The sequence below is a fragment of the Saccharothrix sp. genome, from assembly GCF_031180885.1.
Lineage (GTDB): Bacteria > Actinomycetota > Actinomycetes > Mycobacteriales > Pseudonocardiaceae > Actinosynnema.
In genome coordinates, this window is sequence record NZ_JAPSLK010000057.1 from 17158 (window position 1) to 38840 (window position 21683).

At 71.9% G+C, this 21683-nt stretch carries 18 protein-coding genes; 14 read left to right on the top strand and 4 right to left on the bottom strand.

All coding sequences use genetic code 11. The annotated features are described in order from the left end of the window. The first annotated feature begins 2 nt into the window (after positions 1 to 2). The 3 genes from RIN75_RS36475 to idi are packed head-to-tail and all read left to right on the top strand — an operon-like array spanning position 3 to position 2483. Positions 3 to 977, top strand: coding sequence for a UbiA family prenyltransferase (locus RIN75_RS36475; protein ID WP_309116653.1), 975 nt, complete (start codon positions 3 to 5; stop codon positions 975 to 977). Positions 978 to 1003: 26 nt separating this feature from the next. Then, positions 1004 to 1969: a UbiA family prenyltransferase gene (locus tag RIN75_RS36480; protein WP_309116654.1), complete on the top strand. Its 966-nt coding sequence runs from the start codon at positions 1004 to 1006 to the stop codon at positions 1967 to 1969. A 22-nt stretch (positions 1970 to 1991) separates the two neighbouring features. After that, complete coding sequence (gene idi / locus RIN75_RS36485) at positions 1992 to 2483, top strand: isopentenyl-diphosphate Delta-isomerase (RefSeq protein ID WP_309116655.1); 492 nt, start codon at positions 1992 to 1994, stop codon at positions 2481 to 2483. 482 nt (positions 2484 to 2965) lie between these two features. Here idi and RIN75_RS36490 read toward each other — a convergent pair whose 3' ends face one another. From RIN75_RS36490 to RIN75_RS36505, 4 genes are read right to left on the bottom strand one after another with little or no spacing between them, the layout of a single operon-like run. Beyond that, the gene (locus RIN75_RS36490; RefSeq protein WP_309116656.1) at positions 2966 to 3571 is read right to left on the bottom strand and encodes a response regulator transcription factor; all 606 of its coding nucleotides are present in this window, start codon (positions 3569 to 3571) and stop codon (positions 2966 to 2968) included. Then, positions 3568 to 4722 (bottom strand): histidine kinase, encoded by a 1155-nt coding sequence (locus RIN75_RS36495; RefSeq protein WP_309116657.1) that lies wholly within the window; start codon positions 4720 to 4722, stop codon positions 3568 to 3570. The genes RIN75_RS36490 and RIN75_RS36495 overlap by 4 nt, the downstream gene beginning before the upstream one ends. 35 nt (positions 4723 to 4757) lie before the next feature. Further along, positions 4758 to 5564: an ABC transporter permease gene (locus RIN75_RS36500; protein ID WP_309116658.1), complete on the bottom strand. Its 807-nt coding sequence runs from the start codon at positions 5562 to 5564 to the stop codon at positions 4758 to 4760. After that, positions 5561 to 6472 carry an ABC transporter ATP-binding protein gene (locus tag RIN75_RS36505; RefSeq protein WP_309116659.1) on the bottom strand — a complete coding sequence of 304 codons (912 nt, stop codon included), beginning with the start codon at positions 6470 to 6472 and terminating at the stop codon, positions 5561 to 5563. Before RIN75_RS36505 ends, RIN75_RS36500 begins: the two co-directional genes overlap by 4 nt. Before the next feature lie 239 nt (positions 6473 to 6711). Here RIN75_RS36505 and RIN75_RS36510 point away from each other — a divergent pair, with 239 nt between their 5' ends. The 11 genes from RIN75_RS36510 (at position 6712) to RIN75_RS36560 (ending at position 21654) form a co-directional block, all read left to right on the top strand. Continuing rightward, positions 6712 to 7698, top strand: a complete 987-nt coding sequence (locus RIN75_RS36510; RefSeq protein ID WP_309116660.1) for a ketoacyl-ACP synthase III — start codon at positions 6712 to 6714, stop codon at positions 7696 to 7698. A 155-nt stretch (positions 7699 to 7853) separates the two neighbouring features. Further along, positions 7854 to 8858: a hypothetical protein gene (locus RIN75_RS36515; protein WP_309116661.1), complete on the top strand. Its 1005-nt coding sequence runs from the start codon at positions 7854 to 7856 to the stop codon at positions 8856 to 8858. Further along, positions 8842 to 11151 carry a heavy metal translocating P-type ATPase gene (locus RIN75_RS36520; protein WP_309116662.1) on the top strand — a complete coding sequence of 770 codons (2310 nt, stop codon included), beginning with the start codon at positions 8842 to 8844 and terminating at the stop codon, positions 11149 to 11151. Before RIN75_RS36515 ends, RIN75_RS36520 begins: the two co-directional genes overlap by 17 nt. A gap of 56 nt (positions 11152 to 11207) precedes the next feature. Beyond that, positions 11208 to 12023 carry an alpha/beta fold hydrolase gene (locus tag RIN75_RS36525; protein ID WP_309116663.1) on the top strand — a complete coding sequence of 272 codons (816 nt, stop codon included), beginning with the start codon at positions 11208 to 11210 and terminating at the stop codon, positions 12021 to 12023. Positions 12024 to 12156: 133 nt separating this feature from the next. Further along, entirely contained in the window at positions 12157 to 13032 is an 876-nt protein-coding gene (locus RIN75_RS36530) for a TauD/TfdA family dioxygenase (RefSeq protein WP_309116664.1), read from the top strand. A 171-nt stretch (positions 13033 to 13203) separates the two neighbouring features. Then, positions 13204 to 13440, top strand: a complete 237-nt coding sequence (locus tag RIN75_RS36535) for a phosphopantetheine-binding protein (RefSeq protein ID WP_309116665.1) — start codon at positions 13204 to 13206, stop codon at positions 13438 to 13440. Next, positions 13433 to 17182, top strand: a complete 3750-nt coding sequence (locus tag RIN75_RS36540; protein WP_309116666.1) for an amino acid adenylation domain-containing protein — start codon at positions 13433 to 13435, stop codon at positions 17180 to 17182. The genes RIN75_RS36535 and RIN75_RS36540 overlap by 8 nt, the downstream gene beginning before the upstream one ends. Further along, positions 17179 to 18753, top strand: coding sequence for an MFS transporter (locus RIN75_RS36545; protein WP_309116667.1), 1575 nt, complete (start codon positions 17179 to 17181; stop codon positions 18751 to 18753). Before RIN75_RS36540 ends, RIN75_RS36545 begins: the two co-directional genes overlap by 4 nt. After that, positions 18750 to 19772: an ABC transporter substrate-binding protein gene (locus tag RIN75_RS36550; protein ID WP_309116668.1), complete on the top strand. Its 1023-nt coding sequence runs from the start codon at positions 18750 to 18752 to the stop codon at positions 19770 to 19772. Before RIN75_RS36545 ends, RIN75_RS36550 begins: the two co-directional genes overlap by 4 nt. A 14-nt stretch (positions 19773 to 19786) precedes the next feature. After that, on the top strand, positions 19787 to 20878 hold the full coding sequence (locus RIN75_RS36555; protein WP_309116669.1) for an iron ABC transporter permease: 1092 nt from the start codon (positions 19787 to 19789) through the stop codon (positions 20876 to 20878). An 8-nt stretch (positions 20879 to 20886) separates the two neighbouring features. After that, the gene (locus RIN75_RS36560; RefSeq protein ID WP_309116670.1) at positions 20887 to 21654 is read left to right on the top strand and encodes an ABC transporter ATP-binding protein; all 768 of its coding nucleotides are present in this window, start codon (positions 20887 to 20889) and stop codon (positions 21652 to 21654) included. Positions 21655 to 21683 lie beyond the last annotated feature (29 nt).

Consider the following 21683-nt stretch of genomic DNA (forward strand, 5'->3'; position numbering starts at 1 on the left):
CCATGACCACGACCGAGAGCCCGCGCTTGACCGTCCCCGAACCGGTGCGTCGACCGGGCTTCCTGCGCAAGCTGGACTGGTCGCTGCGCATCCGCCGCATCGAGTTCTTCCCGGTGTGGCTGTCGGTGATGCTCGTCCCGGCGCTGCTGTCGGTCGACACGGCCGCCGATCTGCTGTCCGGCACCTTCGCGCTGACCCTGGTCACCGTGCTGGCTGTCGTGCACATCGCCGACATGGTGAACACCCTGGCCGACCGCGAGGTGGACGCGACCTACAAGTCGCGGCTGTCCGAGGCGGTGTACGGGCTGGGCGTGCGCAACGTCCGCCGGCAGATCGGCGTCACCGCGGTGGTCGGGGCGGCGCTCGCCGTCGCCCTCTCGGCGCACACCGGGCACTGGGACCTGCTGCCGCTGATCGCGGTGGAGACCGCCCTGGTCGCCCAGTACTCGGTGCCGCCGCTGCACTTCAAGACCCGTGGCGTGTTCCAGCCGCTCATCGCGGTCGTCATCATCATCTGGATCCCGATGACGATCGTGGTGCGCGCGCTGGGCGGCGAGTTCGACTGGCCGTTGGTGGCCACGGTCGCCGGCGTCGGCGCGGCCCTGATCGGCATCATCGTCGTCAACACCGCCGAGGACCTGCCCGAGGACCGCGCCCACGGCATCCGCACGTCGGTCATCGCCCTGGGCCTGCCCCGCGCGATGGTGTTCGCGACGGGCATGGTCTGCGTCGGCGGCACCGTCGCCATCGCCGGTCTGCTGGCCGAGGGCGGCCCGACGTTCGGCCTGCTCCCGCTGGTGGCGGCCGTCGGCTTCGCCGCGTCGCACGTCCTCGGCACGGCCCGCCTGGTGCGTCGGAAGTCCGAAGTGGACGGCCTGGCCCTGTTGCGGCCCAGGGCGAAGCTCGTCCCGCTCCAGGTGGCCACCACCGGCTGGGCGACCGTCATCGCCGCCGCTTTCGTGCTCGCCGGCCGGTGAGCACCCATCCCCCGGAGGTACCCGAAATGTCCGTCGAAGAGGTGCGCGCGACCGCCGCACCCACCACCCCGCTCACCGCCGGCCGCCGCCTGCTGTACTCGATCCGCATCCGCCGCGTCGAGTACCTGGCCGTCATGCTGGCGATCTACTCGATCCCGACCCTGCTGTCGGTGGAGTCGGCGAGCACGCTCGCCACCCTGGACTTCGCGCTGGTCATCGTGATGGCCCTGTCGGTCATGCACTTCATCGACATGACCAACGCGTACGCCGACCGGGACGTGGACGCGGTCTACAAGACGCGCCTGTCCGAGGCCGTGTACGGCTTGGGCCTGCGCAACGTGCGGGTGCAGATCGCCATCACCGGCGTGGCCGTGATGGCCCTCGCGGCGTACCACACTTTCCGCACCGGCAACTGGGACCTGCTGCCGCTGGTCGCCTTCACCCTCTACATCGGCGCCCAGTACTCGATCCCGCCGATCCACCTGAAGAACTCGGGTGTCCTCCAGATCCCCGGCCTGGCCGCGGTGCTGCTGTGGCTGCCGATGCTGATCGTCGTGCGGTCCATCCCCGGTGAGCTGTCCTGGACCCTGTTGGCCGTGATCGTCGGCTTCGGCCTCAACCAGGTCGGCATCGTCATGGTCAACACCGCCGAGGACTGGCCGGAGGACGCCGCGTTCGACATCAACACGTGCGTCCGGGCGCTGGGCCTGACCCGCGCGATGGCGGTGGCGACCGGTCTGATCGCGGTCGGCGGCACCACGGTGTGCGTCTCGATCCTGTCGCTGGGCGGCTTCACCTGGGGTGCGCTGCCGATGGTCGCGGCCATCGCGTTCGCCCTGTTCCACGTGTCGGGCACCTGGCGGGGCGTGCGCGGCAAGTCCCTGGAGGACGCGCTGGCGTTCCTGCGGCCCAGGGCCAAGTTCGTCCCCCTCCAGGTGGCCTCCACCGGGTGGGGCACGGTGATCGCGGCAGCCTTCGTGCTCGCGGGCTGACCACTTCCCTGATGGAGGAACCATGGAGCGCTTGGCGTTCTCCTGCTACGTCTTCACCCCCGGCGGGCGACTGCTGCTGACCATGCGCGGTCACGCGAAGCGCACCTGGCGGGGCGTCTGGACCAACACCTGCCACGGCCACCCCGCCCCCGGCGAACCGGTCCCGGAAGCGGTGGTCCGCACTTTGCGGGCCGAACTCGGCCTGACCACCCCGGTCCCGGAGCTGGTGCTCCCGGCGTCGAGGTACCGGGCGGTCACGGAGGGCGGGGTCGCGGAGGACGCCGTGACCCCGGTCTACCGGGTGGTGACGGATGCGCGGCCGACGCCCGACCCGTTGGAGGTGGGCGACTTCGAGTGGGTGGACTGGGCGGACTTCGTGTACGCGGTGACGACGAACGAGGTGTCGGTCCCGCCGTGGTGCCGACTCCAGGTGGCTGAGCTGGCCGCGCTCGGCGACGACCCGACCCAATGGCCCGCGCTCGACACCGAAACCGTCCTCGGCCTGGCCGGCTGACCTCACACAATCCGCTAACCCAACACAACCCGCCGGGGCCACGCACCACTCGTTTTTCGCCGCGCAGCGGCTTGCTTTTCGCCGCGCAGCGGCTGCTTTTGGGCCGCGCTCCGCGCGGCGGGCCGGCTATCAGCCACGGCGGGGCTTCGGTTCCCACCGCATGGCCTGCCCGAAGGGCTACCACGGATTCACCGGGTGCCGCCAAAAAGTTTTGCGAGGAACGAGCAAGAGTTTTTAGCGGCACCCGGTGAATCCGTGGTTGGCTTTGCCGGGCCATGCGGTGGGGGGAACCGACGCTCTTCCCTCCCCCATCGGTCGTCTGCCCGCAGGCGAGGCACTTTTGATCTTGAGAGAGCGCAGCGCGTTTCTTGAAAAGATTTACTAAAAGCGCCTCGCCGGCGGGCAGGCCGCCAAGGATGACGGAAAAGCCCAAAAGCAAGCGCGCTGCGCGCGGAAAGCAGGCGCTGCGCGCCCCGACAAGCTCAGAGCCAGCCGTTTTCGTGGGCGAGTCGGAAGGCTTCGGTTCTGGACGAAACGCCGAGCTTGCTGACGGCCGCGGTCAGGTAGTTGCGGACTGTGCCGACCGACAGGTGGGTCTTGGCGGCGATCGTGGAGACCGGGGTGTCGTACTCGGCGAGTCTCAACACCTCGACCTCCCTCGGCGTCAGCGGGCACTCCGGCGCGGTGAGGGCGTCCGCTGCCAGGCCGGGGTCCACATAGCGACCGCCCTCGTGGACCCGGCGGATCACATCGGCCAAAGTCCCGCCCGGAGAGCCCTTCGGGAGATAAGCCTTGGCGCCGGTGTTCAGGGCCGGCTGCAAGTGAGTCGGTCGGGCGTGGCCGGTCAGGATGATCACGGCGCACGTTGGCAGGGAGCGCTTCAACTCGGCCGTCACCTCCAACCCGTCCATCTTCGGCATTTCCAGGTCCAGGACCGCCACGTCGGGACGGTGGGCGGCGGCGGCCTCGACCGCCGCGCGGCCGTCCTGGGCCTGGGCCACCACCTCGATGTCCTCTTCCAGGGACAGCAGTGCGGCCAGTGCCGTGCGGATCAGGTCCTCGTCGTCCGCCAGCATCACCCGGATCACGTGTCCGCCCGCACGATCGCCTCCAGCGTGAACATGCCGTCCTCCCTCCACGTGCGCAGCGTGCCGCCGACGTCGCCGAGGCGGTCGGCCAGGCCGCGCAGGCCGCTGCTGCGCTCGTCCGGGGTCGCGGCGGCGGCGCCGTCGTTGACCACGGTCAGGCGTGCGCCCGCATCCTCGCGGACGACCTCGATGGTGCACCAATCGGCCTTGCTGTGCCGCATCACGTTGGTGCCGGCCTCGCGCAGCACGGACACCAGCGGCGCGGCCAGTTCCGGGGGCAGGTCTTCCTCCGGCTGGGTGACGGTGCACCGCACGCCCGACGAGCGCAGCACCTGCGCCACCGCCAGGACCTGGTCGCGCAGGTCGACCCGGCGGTAGCCGTGCACGACCTCGCGCATCTCGGTCAGGGCCGCCGCGGCCAGGGCGCGCACCTCGTCCGCCTCGCGGCTGGCCCGCTCGCCGTCGACCAGGGCCAGCCGGGACGCCAATTCGGCCTTCAACGCGATGACGGACAGGTTGTGCCCCAACAGGTCGTGCACGTCCCGGGCGAAGCGCAGCCGCTCCTCGGTCGCGGCGAGCCGGGTCAGCGCGTCGCGGCCTTCCTGCGCCTGCACCAGGAACGTCCAGCCCCACAGGTGCAGGGCGTTCCACGCGGCCACCGACAGTCCCAACGCGACGGTCACGCCGACCTGGCTCAGCACGTCCCCATCGAAGAACCAGGCGGTCGCCGCCGAGACGGCGACCGTGCCGGCCATCAGGGCCACCGCCCACCACGCCCGCAGCAGCAGGGGGGCCGCGCCGACGACGGCCGCCCCGACGAACGTCCACGGCTGCCACTGCGGCACGCCCACCGGCCCCACCAGCGGGACCGAAAGCGCCGCCGCCGCACCGAAACCCATCAAAAGCCGGTTGCCCGTCCGCGCGGGCAGACCCGGGGTGACCGACCGGTAGAGCGCCCCGGCGAGCGCGGCGGTGAAGAGCAGCAGGCCGACCGCGCCGAGTGCGTTGCGCACGACGCTCGGTTCCTGCCGCAGGCCCAGGGCCGCCAGCACCAGGCACACCGCGACGCCACCGGCGATGCCGACGATGGTGAACAGCCGCGCCCGCCGCATGCGCGGGTTCGACAGGGCGTCTGCCGGAGCGGCGATCACCCGCATGAGGCTAGCGGACCGGAGTGCGACGACCATCAGTGCCGAGGCTCCCAGCGGAAGTACTTCGTGGTCACGGCCGCGCCGATGACCAGCCACACCACCAGCGCGCCCAGCCACGGCAGCGCGTGCAGCGTGGTGCCGCCGAAGCCCAGGAGTTCGCCGCCGCCCATCTCGTGGCCCAGCCAGCTCGTCCGCATGATCTCGGTGAACGGGCCCATCGGCAGGAACGACGCGATCCGCTCCACGCTCTCCGGCAGCGCGCCCAGCGGCACCAGCACGCCCGGCGCCATCAGGAACACCAGCATGGACGGCAGGGTGGTCAGCATCGCGGCCTCGGAGCTGCGGGTCACCGCGGACAGCGCCGCGCCGAACGCGGCCAGCACGGCGGACCCCAACAACATCGCCACCAGCATGGTCAACGGGTTCGCGGGCACCGGCATGTCCAGCACGACCACGCCGTAGGCGACCAGGAGTGCGGCCTGCACCAGGAACACCAGGATGGTCGCGCTGGCCGCGCCGATCAGGATGGTCCGGTCCGACGGGATGCCCGCCCGCAGCCGCTTGAGCACCATCTCCTGCCGCCGCGACGCGTACGCCGTGGTCAGGTGGTGGTGCACGCAGAACACCGCCACCATGCCGATCACGCCGGACATCCGGGCGACGCCGCTCTCCGTGTCGTACCCGCGCCCGCTGACCAGCAGGACACCCACGACCAGCGGGGTGACCACGGACAGCATCGTCGCGGTCATGTTGCGGCGCAGGAGCAGCAGCTCCATCCGCACCATGGTGGCCATCTGGGCGTACAGGCTCGGCACGCCCGCCGGGATCGTCTGGGTGCTCATCGGGAGGCCTCCGCGGGCTCGTCGGTGGTGGCGATGTCCATGAACACGTCCTCCAGGGACGCGGGCCGGGCGGCCAGGTCGGTCAGCGTGGTCGCGTTGCCGTTGGCCCACGCCAGCAGGTCCGTCAGGTCGGACTGGAGGTCGGTGGAGTGGTAGGTGACCCGGTCGCCGTCCTGGCGCAGGGTCGAGTGGGACAGCTCGGGCGGGGTGCCCGCGGGCAGGTGGAACGTGATGCGGGCGGGCAGGGCGCGGACGACCTGCTCCGGCGTGCCGACGGTGACGATCTCGCCGGCCTTCATGATCGCCACCCGGTCGGCGAGGTTCTCCGCCTCCTCCAGGTAGTGCGTGGTGAGCAGGACGGTGGTGCCGTCGCGCAGCAGCTCGCGCACGACGTCCCAGGTGCGGCGGCGCGACGCCGGGTCCATGCCGGTGGTCGGCTCGTCGAGGAACAGCAGTTCCGGGCGGCCGAGCACGGCCAGCGCCAGCTCCAGCCGCCGGCCCTCGCCGCCGGAGAGCTGCTCGACGGCCACGCCCGCCTTGTCCGACAGGCCGACCATCTCCAGCGCCTCGTCCGCCGGGCGGGGACCGGCGGTGAGGTTGCGCCACAGGTTCACCGTCTCCAGCACGGTCAGCGATCCGCTGAACCCGCCCTTCTGGAGCATCACGCCGGTGCGGGGGCGCAGCGCGGCGCGGTCCCGGATCGGGTCGAGGCCGAGCACCTCGACGGTCCCGGAGGTGGCCTTGTTCAGGCCCTCCAGCACCTCGATGGTCGTGGTCTTGCCGGCGCCGTTCGTGCCGAGCAGGGCGAACAGCTCGCCGCGCCGCACCTGGAGGGAGATCCCCCGGACGGCCTCGAAGGCGCCGTACCGGCACCGGAGGCCCTCGATGTCGATCACGTTGTCGGTCATGGTGCAAGCATGGCGGGCACCACCGACAAGACCCAGACGCGCGATGTCACGAGTTGACCCTGAAGATCGCACGGGTCATATGTGAACCCGTTCGGGAATCGTCCGGGAACGGTTCGGGGAACTGCTCGGTAATCGCCCGTGGTGGCCCGGGGTCGAGTTCCGGCGGTGGCCGTTGCGGGTCGCCGAAAAAGCGGACTAGTTTCCCGGGCACGAAACGCCTCTCCGACTTGGAGGCCGCTGTGTCCACTTCCGTCGGAATCCTCGGCACCGGGTCCGCCGTGCCGGCGCTCGCGGTGTCGAACGAGGAGTTGGCGCGCCGCGTGCCGGGTGCCGCGCCGGACTGGGTCGTGCGCAAGACCGCCATCCGCTCGCGCCGGTTCGCCGCCGCCGACGAGGCCACGTCGGACCTCGCCGCGCGGGCCGCCGCGCTCGCCCTGGCGGACGCCGGCCTCGGGGTGGACCGCGTCGACTACCTGATCGTCTCGACCTCCACCCCGGACCACCCGCAGCCGCCCACGGCGTGCCTGGTGCAGGACCGGCTGGGTGCCTACGGAGCGGCGTGCTGGGACGTCAACGCGGTGTGCGCCGGGTTCGTGCACGGCCTGGTCACGGCCCGTGCGCTGGTCGCGGACCGGCCGGGCGCGCACGCGCTGGTGGTGGGCGCGGACGTGTACTCGCGCATCCTGGACTTCGGCGACCGGCGCACGGCGGTGCTGTTCGGCGACGGCGCGGGCGCGGCCGTGGTGGGTTCGGTGCCGACCGGGCGTGGAGTGGTCGCGCACGAACTGGCCAGTCGCGGCGACGCGAGCGAGTTGATCCGCGTGGAGGCGGGCGGCAGCCGGGTGCCCGCCTCGCCCGAGACGGTCGCGAGCGGGGAGCACTTCTTCCGCATGATCGGGCGGGGAGTGAGCGGGATCGTGCTGGCCGAGGTGCCGCCGTTCGTGGACAAACTGCTGGCCAGAGCTGGTGTGTCGGCGGACGAGGTGCAGCACGTGGTGCCGCACCAGCCCAACGGGGTGCTGCTGACCGAGCTGGTGCGGGCGTGCGGCCTGACGTCGGCGACCACTCACCGCACGGTGGAGGAGTACGCGAACGTCGGCAGCGCCTCGGTGCCGCTCACCCTCGACCACGCCAACCGGGCCGGCCTGCTGCACGAAGGCGACCTGGTCCTGCTGCTGGGCTTCGGCGGCGGCATGTCGTTCGGCGCGTGCCTGCTGCGCTGGTAATTGCCCGCGCCATTGAGGGGTAATTGCGCACTGTATTTCCGGGGTGTGTTCACCAATGGTGGATGGACCGGGCGGTCGTTTTCTGCGTAATGTCCCGACACGGGCTCTTATTCGCATCCCGTTCGGTCACCCCTTCGTCCCCCAGGACGGTATTCATGAAGACGTTGACGAAGCTCGGGGCGTTCGCGCTCGCCCTGGTGCTGGTGTTCGGCAGCGCGTACGTCGTCGGCCGGATCGCCGGTCCGCCCCCGAGCGCGGCGGCCCCCGCCCCGGCCGCGGCGGCGGCGCCCGCGGAGGAGGGCGGCCCCGGCGGGCTGCGGATCTCCCACGAGAGCATGTACCTGAAGGTGCTCACCGACAACTTCCCGGCGGGCGTGCCGCAGACGTTCGCCTTCCAGGTCCTCCAGCACGACGGCACGCCGCTGGTGAAGTACCAGCCGCAGCACGAGAAGCTGATGCACCTCATCGTGGCCAGCCGGGACCTCACGCAGTTCCAGCACATCCACCCCAACCTCGGCCCGGACGGCGTGTGGCGGGTGCCGCTGACCATCCCGGTGGCCGGCGAGTACCGGGTGTTCGCCGACTACAAGCCGCTGTGGGGCATCCACGGCGAGACGCTCGGCGCGGACGTGTCCGTCTCCGGCGACTACCGGCCGCAGCCGCTGCCCGCGGTGTCGGCCACCTCGGTCGTGGACGGCTACGAGGTGACGCTGGACGGCGCCCTCAAGCCGGGCCAGGACGGCAAGCTCACGCTGAGCGTGAAGAAGGACGGCAAGCCGGTCACCGACCTGGAGCCGTACCTGGGCGCGTACGGCCACCTGGTGGCGCTGCGCGACGGCGACCTGGCCTACCTGCACGTCCACCCGGACGGCACGCCCGGCGACGGCCAGACCCCGTCCGGGCCGGAGATCGTGTTCTACGCCAACGCCGACTCCTACGGCGACTACCGGATGTTCCTGGACTTCCAGCACCAGGGCGTGGTCCGCACGGCCGCGTTCACGGTCCGCGTCGAGGGCCCGAACCCGCCGCCGCACGGCCTGAGCGAGGAGGCGTTCGCCGCGGCCAAGGCCAAGAACGAGGAGGCCGTCCGCAACGGCGGTCACGGCACTCCTGCCGAGGGAACGTCTTCGGAGGGGAAGCCCCATGGCCACGGCGGCTGACACGCAGCTGGAGCTGCTCATCGGTGGCATGACCTGCGCCTCCTGCGCGGCGCGGGTCGAGAACCACCTCAACGAGATCGAGGGCGTCGAGGCGACGGTCAACTACGCCACCGAGAAGGCCAAGGTGGTCCTGTCGCTGACCATCCCCCAGGCGGACATCATCAGCGCCGTCGAGGAGATCGGCTACACCGCCAAGCCCGTGGTCGCGCCTGTGTCCACTGTGGACGCCGTCGACCCGGAGGAAGCGGAGGCGGCGGAGCACGACGCGGAACTGGCGGCGGCGCGGAACCGGCTGTGGATCGTGGCCGTGCTGTCCGTGCCGGTGATCGCGCTGTCGATGTTCTCCCAGCTCCAGTTCGAGTACTGGCAGTGGGCGTGCCTCACGCTGGCCGCGCCGGTCGTGGTGTGGGGCGCGTGGCCGTTCCACCGGGCGGCGTTCGCGAACCTGCGGCACGGCGCGGCCACCATGGACACGCTGGTGTCCGTGGGCACGATCGCCGCGTTCGCGTGGTCGCTCTACACGCTCTTCCTGGGCACGGCGGGCATCCCCGGCATGAAGCACCCGTTCCGCATCACGCTGGAGCGCACGCCCGGCGAGGGCAACATGTACCTCGAAGTCGCGGCCGGGGTCACCCTGTTCATCCTGTGCGGCCGGTACTTCGAGGCGCGGGCCAAGCGGCGTTCCGGCGCGGCCCTGCGGGCGCTGCTGTCGTTGGGCGCCAAGGACGTCACCGTGCTGCGGGACGGCGTCGAGGCGACCGTGCCGGTGTCGGCGCTGGCGGTCGGCGACCTGTTCCTGGTGCGGCCGGGTGAGAAGGTCGCCACGGACGGCGTGGTCGTCGAGGGTTCGTCGGCGGTCGACGCGTCGATGCTGACGGGCGAGTCGGTGCCGGTCGAGGTCGGGCCGGGTGACGACGTCGTCGGCGCGACCGTGAACGCGGGCGGCCGGCTGGTCGTGCGGGCCACAAGGGTCGGCGCGGACACCCAGTTGGCGCAGATGGCGAAGCTGGTCGAGGAGGCGCAGACCGGCAAGGCCGAGGTGCAGCGGCTCGCGGACCGGGTGTCGGCGGTGTTCGTGCCCGGCGTGATCGCGCTGTCCCTGGCCACCCTGGGCTACTGGATCGGCTCGGCGCAGCCGCTGCCGGCGGCGTTCACGGCGGCCGTCGCGGTGCTGATCATCGCGTGCCCGTGCGCGCTTGGCCTGGCCACGCCCACGGCGCTGCTGGTCGGCACCGGCCGGGGCGCGCAGCTGGGCATCCTGATCAAGGGGCCGCAGGTGCTGGAGTCCACCAAGGCCGTGGACACCGTGGTGCTGGACAAGACCGGCACCGTCACCACCGGCGAGATGACCCTGGTCGACGTCGTCCCGGCGGACGGGGTGACCGACGCCGAGCTGCTGCGGCTCGCGGGCGCGGTGGAGAGCGCGTCGGAGCACCCGATCGCGCGGGCCATCGTGGTCGGCGCGCGGGACCGGGTCGGCGAACTGCCGCCGGTCGGCGAGTTCACCAGCGAGACCGGCCTGGGCGTGCGCGGTGAGGTGGACGGCCGGAAGGTCGTCGTGGGCCGAACCTCGCTGATCTCGGCGGACCTGCCGTCCGAACTGGCGTCCGCGCGGGCGTCGGCCGATGCCGCCGGGCGCACGTCGGTCGCGGTCGGGTGGGACGGCGCGGTGCGCGGCCTGCTCGTGGTGTCCGACCAGGTCAAGCCGACCAGCAAGGCAGCCGTGGCCCAGTTGCGCAAGCTCGGGCTCACGCCCGTGCTGCTGACCGGCGACAACGCGGCGGCGGCGCAGGCGGTCGCGGCGGAGGTCGGCATCACGGAGGTGGTCGCCGAGGTGCTGCCCGCGGGCAAGGTCGACGAGGTCAAGCGGTTGCAGGGGCAGGGGAAGGTGGTGGCGATGGTCGGCGACGGCGTGAACGACGCCGCCGCGCTCGCCCAGGCCGACCTCGGCATCGCGATGGGCACCGGCAGCGACGTGGCGATCGAGGCGGGCGACCTGACGCTGGTGCGCGGCGACCTGCGGGTGGTGGCGGACGCGATCCGGCTGTCCCGCCGCACCCTGGGCACCATCAAGGGCAACCTGTTCTGGGCGTTCGCCTACAACGTGGCCGCCGTGCCGCTGGCCGCGAGCGGCCTGCTCAACCCGATGCTGGCCGGCCTGATCATGGCGGGCAGCTCGGTGTTCGTCGTCTCCAACAGCCTGCGCCTGCGCCGGTTCAAGGCGTTGGCGGGCAACGAGGTCCCCGCTCCGGTGCCGGCGTCGGCGCCCCGGCCGAAGGTGACCGCCTCTTGACGCCGTTCGCGGGTTCGTGGCGAGCACGTCGGCACAAGAGAGACGGGAACACCCACATGGTCGAGGCCCCGCGGCGGGCCGACGGCGAACCCCAGCTCGTGCTGCTCCACGGAGCCGGCCTCGGCCGCGCGAGCTGGGACGCCGTCGTCGAACGCATCCCCGGCTTCGTCCGGGCCGTCGCCCTGGACCTGCCGGGGCACAACGGCGTGCCGGGCGTCGTCTACGACCACGAGGTCGTGCCCCGCATCGCCGAGTACGTCGCCGAGCACCTGGCCGCCCTCGGCGTCCACCGGCCGCACGTCGTCGGGCACGCGCTCGGCGGCGCGGTCGCGCTGGAACTGGCCCGTCGCGTGCCGGTCGCGGCGGTGACCGCGTTGTGCAGCGTGGGTTTCCGCGCGATGGGCCACGCGTCCCTGTGCGTGGCCAAGACGCGCGCCATGCTGCGGCTGGTGTCCGCGTTCGCACCCAGGACGCGGGCGAGGCTGCTGGACCGGCCGTGGGTGCGCAGGTTGGTCCTGGGCAGCCTGTCGGCCCGGCCGGCGGCGCTGAGCACGGCGGTGGCCGACGTGGCGTCGATGGTGGGCAGCGACCTGCGCGCGCTGGCCCGGTACGCGGGCCGCTACCGGTTCCGCGCGCCGGAGGTCGGCGACACCACCCCGGTGAACCTGGTGTGGGCCGCCCAGGACCAGGTCGTGCCGCCCGGCGACGCGGTGCGCGCCAGCCGGGTCCTGCCCGGTGCGCGGCACCTCGTGGTCCCGGGCAGCGGGCACCTGGTGATGCGCGACGACCCGGACGGGACCGCCGCCGTGATCCACGCCTGCCACCTCCGGTTGCTGCGCGGCAAGCGGTGGCGCACCACCGGGTCGGCGTGAGCGCCAATGTCCGGTAACCACAAGGGAATTCTTGCGCAAGGTGGGCGTTGGGGAGGGAACCGCCCACAGTCGAACGACGACTACTCAGGTGCCGGAAATCGCTGGAACACAAAACCCGCTAAGAGGACTGCACATGGAAATCACCCCGCAGGCTGACAAGGCGTTCGGCGTGGTCGTGGAGGGTTTCGACGCCGAGACCGCGTCCGCCGAGGACATCGCGGCGCTGAAGAAGGCCGTCTACACCAACAAGATCGCCGTGCTGAAGCACCAGGACCTGTCGCCGCAGCAGTTCCTGGCGCTGGGCAAGCGGCTGGGCCGCACCGCCGAGTACTACGAGCCGGTCTACCACCACCCGGAGGTGCCGGAGGTCTTCGTCTCCTCCAACGTCAAGGAGACCGACGGCTCGCAGATCGGCGTGCCGAAGACCGGGAAGTTCTGGCACTCGGACTACCAGTTCATGCCGGAGCCCTTCGACATCACCATGATCTACCCGCAGGTGGTGCCGGCCAAGAACCGCGGCACGTACTTCATCAACATGGCGGCGGCGTACGAGAAGCTGTCCGAGGAGCTGAAGCTCGCCGTCAAGGGCACCACCGCGACGCACAGCGTGCTGCGCTACTTCAAGATCCGGCCGACCGACGTCTACCGGCCGATCTCCGAGATCATCGACGAGGTCAACGCGAAGACCCCGCCGGTGGTCAGCCCCACCGCGGTCACCCACCGGCACACCGGCGAGACCGTGCTGTACCTGAGCGAGGGCTTCACCCTGTCGGTGCAGGACGGCGACGGCAACGACCGCGCGGACCTGCTCCACGAGCTGCTGGAGGCGACCGGCCAGCTCGACCGGACCTACGAGCACGAGAACATCCACCTCCAGACGTTCGAGAAGGGCGACATGCTCGTCTGGGACAACCGGAGCCTGATCCACCGCGCGCTGCACACGGCGACGCCGGAGCCGGCCGTCTCGTTCCGCGTCACGGTCTACGACGACGAGAACATCGTCGCCTGAACGTGCTCCGACGGGCTCGCCGTTGTTGTCGCGAGGCCGCCGTCGGCTTGTCGCGTCGCCTTTCCCGACGATCACGCTTCTCGACCGGCGGGAAACGCGGCGCGACGAGCCGACTCTCGGGCGGCCGAGCCGCGCGACGCCAGTCGCGCAATCCAACACTGGGGGTGTTACGTGGCAGGCCAATTGACCGCGGCGACCATCAGGGCGGACGTCGCCGAGTTGCTCCACCGCGACCCGGCGGAGAACTTCGACGCGGAGGACCTGTTCGCCGCCGGCCTCGACTCGGTCCGGCTGATGACGCTGGTCGAGCGGTGGCGGGAGGCCGGGGCCGAGGTCGACTTCGTCCGGCTCGCGGAACGGCCGACGCTGGGCGAGTGGCTGGAGTTGCTGGTGGGACAGGATGTCTGAGGTGCTGCGGCTGGGCGCCGCGCAGGAGGGGATCTGGACCGGTCAGCAGTTCGACCGGGACAGCCCCGCCTTCAACACCGCCGAGTACGTGGAGATCCGCGGCGCGGTGGACGTCCCGCTGCTGGTCGCCGCGATCCGGCGGGCGGTGTCCGAGGCCGACGCGCTGAACGTGGTGTTCGGCGAGGACGACGACGGGCGGCCGTTCCAGCGGTTCGCGGAACGGCCGTGGTCGGTGGACGTGGTCGAGGTCGCCGGGGAGGCCGAGGCGCTGGCGTGGATGCACGCCGACCTGGCCACGCCCGTGGACCTGGAGTCGGACGTCGTGTTCCGCCAAGCCGTGTTCCGGATTTCAGAAGAGCACTTCCTGTGGTACCAACGGGTCCACCACATCGCGCTCGACGGGTACGGGCTCTCGTTGGTCGCCCGCCGGGTGGCCGGGGTGTACACCGCGCTGGTCGAGGGCCGAGAGCCGGCCGAGCACACCTTCGGTTCGCTGGCCTCCGTGGTCGCCGAGGACCAGTCCTATGTGAACTCTCCAAAACATGAAGCCGCTCGTGAGTACTGGACTTCAAAGGCCGAGGGACGAGCCGCACCGGTCGTCCTGGCTCGGCGGTCGGGCAAGCTGGCCCGGTCGGTGCACCGGGTGAGCGCTGACCTCGACGCCGCCGACATCGCCGCGCTCAAAGAGGTCGCACAGCCGGCGGGCGCGATGTGGAGCGAGGCCGTCACCGCGACCTTCGCCGCCTACCTGCACCGGATGACCGGCGCGGACGAGTTGACCCTGGCCCTGCCGGTGATGTCGCGGCTGGGGTCGGTGTCGCTGCGCGTGCCGTGCATGGTGACCAACGTCGTGCCGCTCTGGGTGACCGTCGAGCCGGGCGCGTCCCTGACCGACCTGACCGCCCAGGTCGCCGCCGAGCTGCGCGCCGCGCGACCGCACCTGCGCTACCGCTACGAGCAGTTGCGCCGGGACCTGAAGCTGGTGGCGGGCGAGCGCAAGCTGTTCGGGCCGTCGGTCAACATCATGCCGTTCGACTACGACCTCCGCTTCGCGGGCCACCGCGGGACCGTGCGCAACGTCAGCGCGGGGCTCGTGGAGGACCTGGTCGTCCACGTCTACGACCGGGCGGACGGCAGCGGGCTGCGGCTCGTGCTGGACGCCAACCCGAACTGCTACGACCTCGACGAACTCACCGGGCACCTGACCCGGTTCCGCGCGTTCCTCCGGACCGCGACCGCCGCGCCGGACGCTCCCGTCGCCGACGCGGACCTGCTGCTGCCGGGCGAGCGCGAGCGCCTGCTGGGGGAGTGGAACGACACCGCCGTGCCGCTGCCGGACGTGACCGTGCCGGAGCTGTTCGAGGCGCAGGCAGCCGCGACCCCCGACCGCACCGCCCTGGTCGCCGGCGACGCCACCCTCACCTTCGCCGAGCTGAACGCCCGCGCGAACCGCCTGGCCCGCCTGCTGGTGGCCTGCGGCGCGGGGCCGGACCGGTACGTGGCGATGCTGCTGCCGCGGACCTCCCAGTCCATCGTCGCGCTGTTGGCGGTGCTCAAGGCGGGCGCGGCCTACGTGCCGATCGACCCGGACCACCCGGAGCAGCGCATCGCGGCGACCCTGGCGGACAGCCGGCCGGTCGTCGTGCTCACCACGAAAGCCCTGTGGCGCGCGGACATCCCGGCCCGGCTGGTGTTCATGGACGTCGAGCCGCGGCTTCTGTCCGATGTGGATTTGGAAGTGCCGGTGGAGCCGGGTCACGCGGCCTGCCTGATCTACACGTCCGGGTCCACGGGCACGCCGAAGGGTGTCGTCGTCGAGCACCGCGGACTGGTGAACCTGTTCCACCACCACCGGGACACGATGATCCGCCCCGAGTCCGGCGGCACCGTGCGGAAGGCCGCGCTGTCGGCGTCGCTGTCGTTCGACACGTCCTGGGAGGGCCTGCTGTGGCTGCTGGACGGCCACGAACTGCACTTCGTCGACGACGACCGCCGCCGCGAGCCCGCCGCGATGCTGGACTACGTCGACCGGCACGGCATCGACTTCATGGACATCACGCCCACCTACGCCGAAGAGCTGCTGGCCGCCGGGTTCCTCGACGGGGGACGGCACCGGCCGGCCGTGCTGGCGCTGGGCGGCGAGGCGACCGGGCCGGCGCTCTGGAGCGCCCTGCGGGACACCGGGATGTCCGTCTACAACCTCTACGGGCCAACGGAATGCACCGTCGACACGCTTTGGTGCCGGCTGGCCGACAGCCCGGACCCGATCGTCGGCCGGCCGCTGACCAACACCCGCGCGTACGTGCTGGACGCCGCCCGTCGGCTGGTGCCACCCGGGGTCGTGGGGGAGCTGTACTTCGGCGGCGCGCCGGTGGCCCGCGGCTACCACGACCGGCCCGAGCTGACCGCCGAGCGCTTCGTGGATGACCCGTTCGGGCCGCCCGGCGCGCAAATGTACCGGACCGGCGACCTCGCCCGGTGGCGCCCGGACGGCACGGTGGAGTTCCTGGGCCGTGCGGACGACCAGGTGAAGATCCGCGGGTTCCGCATCGAGCCGGGTGAGGTCGAGGCGGTCCTGGTGAGCCACCCGGCGGTCGCGCAGGCCGCCGTGGTGCCGCGCGAGGACACGCCGGGCCTGCTGCGACTGGTGGCCTACGTGGTCGGCGACGTCGAACCCGCCGAGTTGCGCCGGTTCGCCGCCGAACGGCTGCCCGACTACATGGTGCCGCCCGCCTATGTTCCGCTGGACCGCATCCCGCGCACCACCAGCGGCAAGCTCGACCGGGCCGCGCTGCCCGCGCCGGACCGGTCCGCCACGGTCGCCGGCCGGGCCCCGCGCGACCACCGGGAAGCCGTGCTGTGCGGGCTGTTCGCGGAGTTGCTGGGCCTGCCGGAGGTGGGCGTCGACGACGACTTCTTCTCGCTGGGCGGGCACTCCCTGCTGGTGGCGCGGCTGATCGGCCGGGTGCGCTCGGAGTTCGGCGTGTCCATCGGCATCCGCACGGTGTTCGAGGCGCCGACCGTGGCGAAGCTGGTGCCGAAGCTGGGGGTGGCCACGGGGAGCGAGTTGGACCCGGTCCTGCCGTTGCGGGTGCACGGGAGCGGGCCGGCGTTGTTCTGCGTCGCGCCGGCCACCGGGCTGGCGTGGTCGTTCGCCGCGCTGCTCGCGCACCTGCCGGACCAGCCGGTGTACGGGCTCCAGCCGGTGGCGGACGAGGGGTTCGGCTCGATCGGTGAGCTGGCCGCGTGTTACGTGCGGCGGGTGCGGGAGGTCCAGCCCGTCGGGCCGTACCGGCTGCTGGGAGCGTCGTTCGGTGGGCTGGTGGCGCACGAGATGGCGGTGCTGTTGAGCGAACTCGGCGAGACCGTGGAACTGGTGGCGCTGCTGGACTCCTTCCCGATCCCGGCCGCGTGGCGGGACCTGCCGCCGGCCGGTGACGACGAGGTGGCGGCGATGGTGGGCGACCTCGACCGGTTCCCGGTGGTGCGCGAGGCGTTCGCGCGCAATTCGGCTTTGGGTGCGGCGTGGACGCCCCGGCGGTTCGACGGTGAGGTGCTGCTGTTCGAGGCCACCGAGGGCAAGACGCCGGACTGGCCGGGGCCTGCGACGTGGGAACCGCACGTGGGCGGGATGACCGTGCACCGGCTGGTGACCACGCACAACGGCATGGTGACCGCGCGGTCCCTTGCCTGCGTGGGTGCGGTGCTGGCGCTGACCGGCGAGTTGCGGAGGGCGTCGTGAGCCGGGAGTGGTGGGGCCTGGGGGCCGTGCTGGCGGCGACGTTCATGACGCAGGTGGACGGGTTCGTGGTCAACGTGGCCAGCCCGTCGATCCAGCGGGACCTGGGCGCGGGGTTCGACCAGGTCCAGTTCGTCGGCGCGGCTTACGTGATCGCGTTCGGTGCTTTGCTGGTGACCGGGGCGCGGTTGGGCGACCGGGTCGGGCACCGGGGCGTGTTCCTGTGGGGTGTCGCGGGGTTCACCGCGACGTCGCTGCTGTGCGGGGTGGCGCCGTCCGCCGACCTGCTGATCGCGGCCCGGTTCCTGCAGGGCGCGACGGCCGCGTTCATGGCGCCGCAGGTGCTGGCGATCATCCGGGCCACCGTGCCGGACGAGGAGCGGCGGGCGACCGCGATCAGCGTGTACGGCGTGGTGATCGGGCTGGGCGTGATCTGCGGGATCGCGGGTGGCGGGGTGCTGGTGGACCTCGACCTGTTCGGCTGGGGCTGGCGGCCCGTGCTCCTGGTCAACGTGCCCGTCGGGCTCGGGATTCTCGCCCTGGGCCGGCTGCTGCCGGGTGCGCCGCACCGGGTGCTGCCGGGCGGGGCGGCGGGTGCGCCGGGTGCGGTGGCGGGTGCGCCGGGTGCGGCGGCGGGCGCGCCGCACAAGCTCGACCTGGTGGGGGCGGCGCTGACGTCGGTGGCGTTGCCCGCGTTGCTGGTGCCGTTGGTGTTCGACGGTCCGTGGTGGCTGTGGCTGGGGTTGCCGGTCGCGGCGGTGCTGGGCGTGGTGCTGGTGGTGCAGCAGCGGGCGTTGCACCGGGCCGGCGGTGAGCCGCTGTTCCCGCCGCGGGTGGTGACCGTGCCGGGGATGCGGCTGTCGCTGCTGACCGTGCTGTCGCTGTTCGCCACGAACTCCGGGCTGTTCCTGGTGTTCACGTACTACCTCCAGACCGGGCTGGGCCTGTCGCCGCTGACCGCCGGCCTGGTGTTCGTCCCGCTCGGGTTCGGCTTCTCGCTGGGGTCGGCGCTGAACAAGCGGCTGGGGCGGCGGGTGGCGTGGCCGGTGCCGGCGATCGGCTGCGGCCTGCTGTCGGCGGTGTTGGTCGGGGCGGCGCTGGCCACCCGGCTGCCGTCGTCCGCGCAACCGGCCGCGCTGGTGGTGATGATCGCGCTGGCCGGGTTCGGGCAGGGGCTGGTGGTCGCGCCGCTGGTGGCCGGGATCCTGAGCCGGGTGCGGCCCGGTGAGGCCGGTGCGGCGTCGGGCATGGCGACCACGGTGACGCAGTTCGGGCTCGCTCTCGGCGTGGCCGTGGTGGGCGCGTTCTACCGGGCGGTGCTGGGAGCTACGCCGGGCGACGCGGGTGTGCCGTTCGCGGACCACGCTTCGGCTTTCACCGCCGTGGCGGTGTTCCTGGCCTGCACCGCGGGCATGACGGGGTTGCTCGGGTACCGGCTGCACCGGCTGCCGGCCGGCCTCCGGCCCCCGGATCCATTGTCCCACGGGACACCGACAAAGTCGGGCGAGGCGGTAGCGGAACCCGAGGCGGCGGCATCGGTCGTCGCGTCTAGCACTCCTAGGAGGACCGGATGAACCTCAAGCGATTGCCGCTGGTGCTGGTCGGGCTGGTCGCTGCGGCGGCCTGCTCCACGGCCACGGCGGGCAGCACGAACCAGGCGGGTGGCGCGCAGAGCGGCTACCCCGTCACCATCTCCAACTGCGGCAAGGACTACACCTACCAGAAGGCGCCCAGCCGGGTCGTCGTGATGAACGGCGGCTCGGTCGCCGAGGTGTCCGCGCTGCTCGAACTCGGCCTGGGCGACAAGATCGTGGCCAACGCCCAGTCCTACGGCGCGTCCGAGGTGGACGGTCGGGTCGACGCAATCAAGAAGCTGCCCACCGGTGACATCAAGCTCAACGACCTCTACGACATCCCGCGCGAGGCGATGATCGGCCTCAACCCCGACTTCGTGATCTCCACCTACGACGGCGGGTTCCGCGCCGAGGCCGGCTTCGCCACCCGCGACGACCTGGCCGCGATCGGCGCGAACACCTACGCGCCCGCGTCGTCGTGCGGCGCCGTGGGCACGGTGAGCGGCAAGCCGTCCATCGAGGACAGTTACGCGTTGTTGCGCGACCTCGGCAAGATCTTCGGCGTGTCCGACAAGGCCGAGAAGGTCATCGCGGACGCCAAGAAGCGGGTCGAGGCGGTCGAGGGCAAGACCGCGAAGCTGCCCAAGCAGAACGCGATGCTGATCATCCCCGGCATGGCGATGGGCGGCGAGTTCAGCTCCGTCGGCGGCAACGGCATCTGGAACGACATCTTCGCCAAGGCCGGCGCGGTCAACGCGTTCGAGGGCGCGACGCAGGACCTGTTCGCCAACCTGTCCGCCGAGCAGGTCGCCAAGGCCGACGTGGACGTGCTGGTCGTGGTGAACTACATGTCCGAGGACCCGAAGGCCGACGCGCAGAAGCTGTTCGACCGGTTCCCGCAGTGGGACGCGGCGAAGAACAAGCGGTTCGTCGTGCTGTCCGACTCGGTGTACCTGGGCCCGAGCAACCACCTGGCGGTCGAGGCCATCGCGAAGGCCGCCCACCCCGGGGCGCTCTGATCACCATGACCATGGTGTCCCGTCCCGCGGTGTCCCGCCCGGCCCCACCACCGCGCCGCCCGGCGGTCAGACCGGCGCCGCTGCACGGCGTGCCGCTCTCGCTGTGCCTGGTGGTGCTGGGCGTGCTGCTGGTCGTGGTGGTGCTCGTCGCCGCCGCGGTCGGCTCGGTGCCGGTCTCGGTCGGCGACACCTGGCAGATCGTGTGGGGCCATCTCACCGGCACCGACCCCGGCGTCAACCCGGCGCACGAGCAGATCGTGTGGACCTTCCGCGTCCCGCGCGTGCTGCTCGCGGCGCTGTGCGGCGCCGGGCTCGCGGTGGCGGGCGTGGTGCTCCAAGCGCTGGTCGCCAACCCGCTGGCCGACCCGTTCATCCTCGGGGTGTCCGCGGGCGGCTCGGTCGGCGCGGTCACCGTGATGGCGCTCGGCGCGGGCGCGCTGGGCGGCCTCGGCGTGTCCGGCGCGGCGTTCGCCGGCGCGATGCTCGCGGTGGCGCTGGTGTTCGCGCTGGGCCAGCAGCGCGGGCGGCTCAACCCGGTGCGGCTGGTGCTCGCCGGGGTCGCGGTCAGCTACGTGTTCACGTCCGTGACGAGCCTGCTGCAGTTGCAGACCTCGCCGAACAACATGCGGCAGATCATGTTCTGGCTCCTGGGCAGCGTCGCCGGCGCGCGGTGGGACCAGTTGCAGGTGGCCGGGGTCGTGGTGGTCGGTGTGACTTCGGTGCTGACGCTCTACGGGAGGCAGCTCAACGCGCTGGTCACCGGAGACGAGTCGGCGACCGCCCTGGGCGTGGACGTCAAGCGCCTGCGGGTGGTGGTGATCGTGCTGACCTCCCTGCTGGCGGGCGTGCTCATCGCGGTCGCGGGCGGCATCGGGTTCGTCGGGCTGATGGTGCCGCACCTGGTGCGCCTGGCCTTCGGCGTGGACCACCGCAGGGTCCTGCCGATCTCGGCCCTCGTCGGCGCGGTCTACCTGGTCGCGGTGGACCTGCTGTGCCGCACGGTGGACCCGCCGAACGAACTCCCGCTGAACATCCTGACCGCCCTCTTCGGCGCGCCGTTCTTCATCTGGCTGATGCGGCGGGATCGGAGCCTTTCACACTCATGAAACTCCAATTGAGACAAGTCAGCGTCACCATCGGCGGCACGCCGATCCTCCGCGACGTGGACCTCGAGGTCGCACCCGGCGATTTCGTCGGTCTGCTCGGCCCGAACGGCAGCGGGAAGTCGACGTTGCTGCGTACGGTCTACCGCTCGATGCGCCCGTCCGGCGGCACCGTGCTGCTCGGCGGGGAGGACGTCTGGTCGCTGTCCGCCCGCGCCGCCGCCCGGCGGACCGCGGCCGTCCTCCAGAACAGCCCGACGCCCCCGGGCCTGACCGTCCGGGAGGTCGCCGCGCTCGGCCGGACGCCGCACAAGGGCATGTTCGACCGGGAGACCGCCGAGGACCACGACATCGTCGTCGACGCGCTGGAGCGCACCGGGATGCTCGGGCACGCGGACCGGATCTACGGGTCGCTGTCCGGCGGCGAGCGCCAGCGGGTCCTGCTGGCCCGCGCGCTGGCCCAGCAGCCCCAGCTGCTGGTGCTCGACGAGCCGACCAACCACCTGGACATCCGGGCCCGGTTCGAGCTGCTGGACCTGGTGCACACCCTGGGCGTCACCACGCTGGCGGTCCTGCACGACCTCGACTTGGCGGTGCGGAGCTGCCACCGCCTGGTGGTGCTCGACCGGGGCCGGATCGTCGCGTCCGGACCGGTGCTGGAAGCGCTCACCCCCAGCGTGCTGTCCGCCGTTTTCGGTGTCGCGGCGGTGACGGAGCGCCATGACGACGGGGTCGTCCGGGTCACCTACGGCGCCCGTCCGCTCGCAAAAGCGGGATGACGATCCGGCTATAGATCCATACGCGGTGA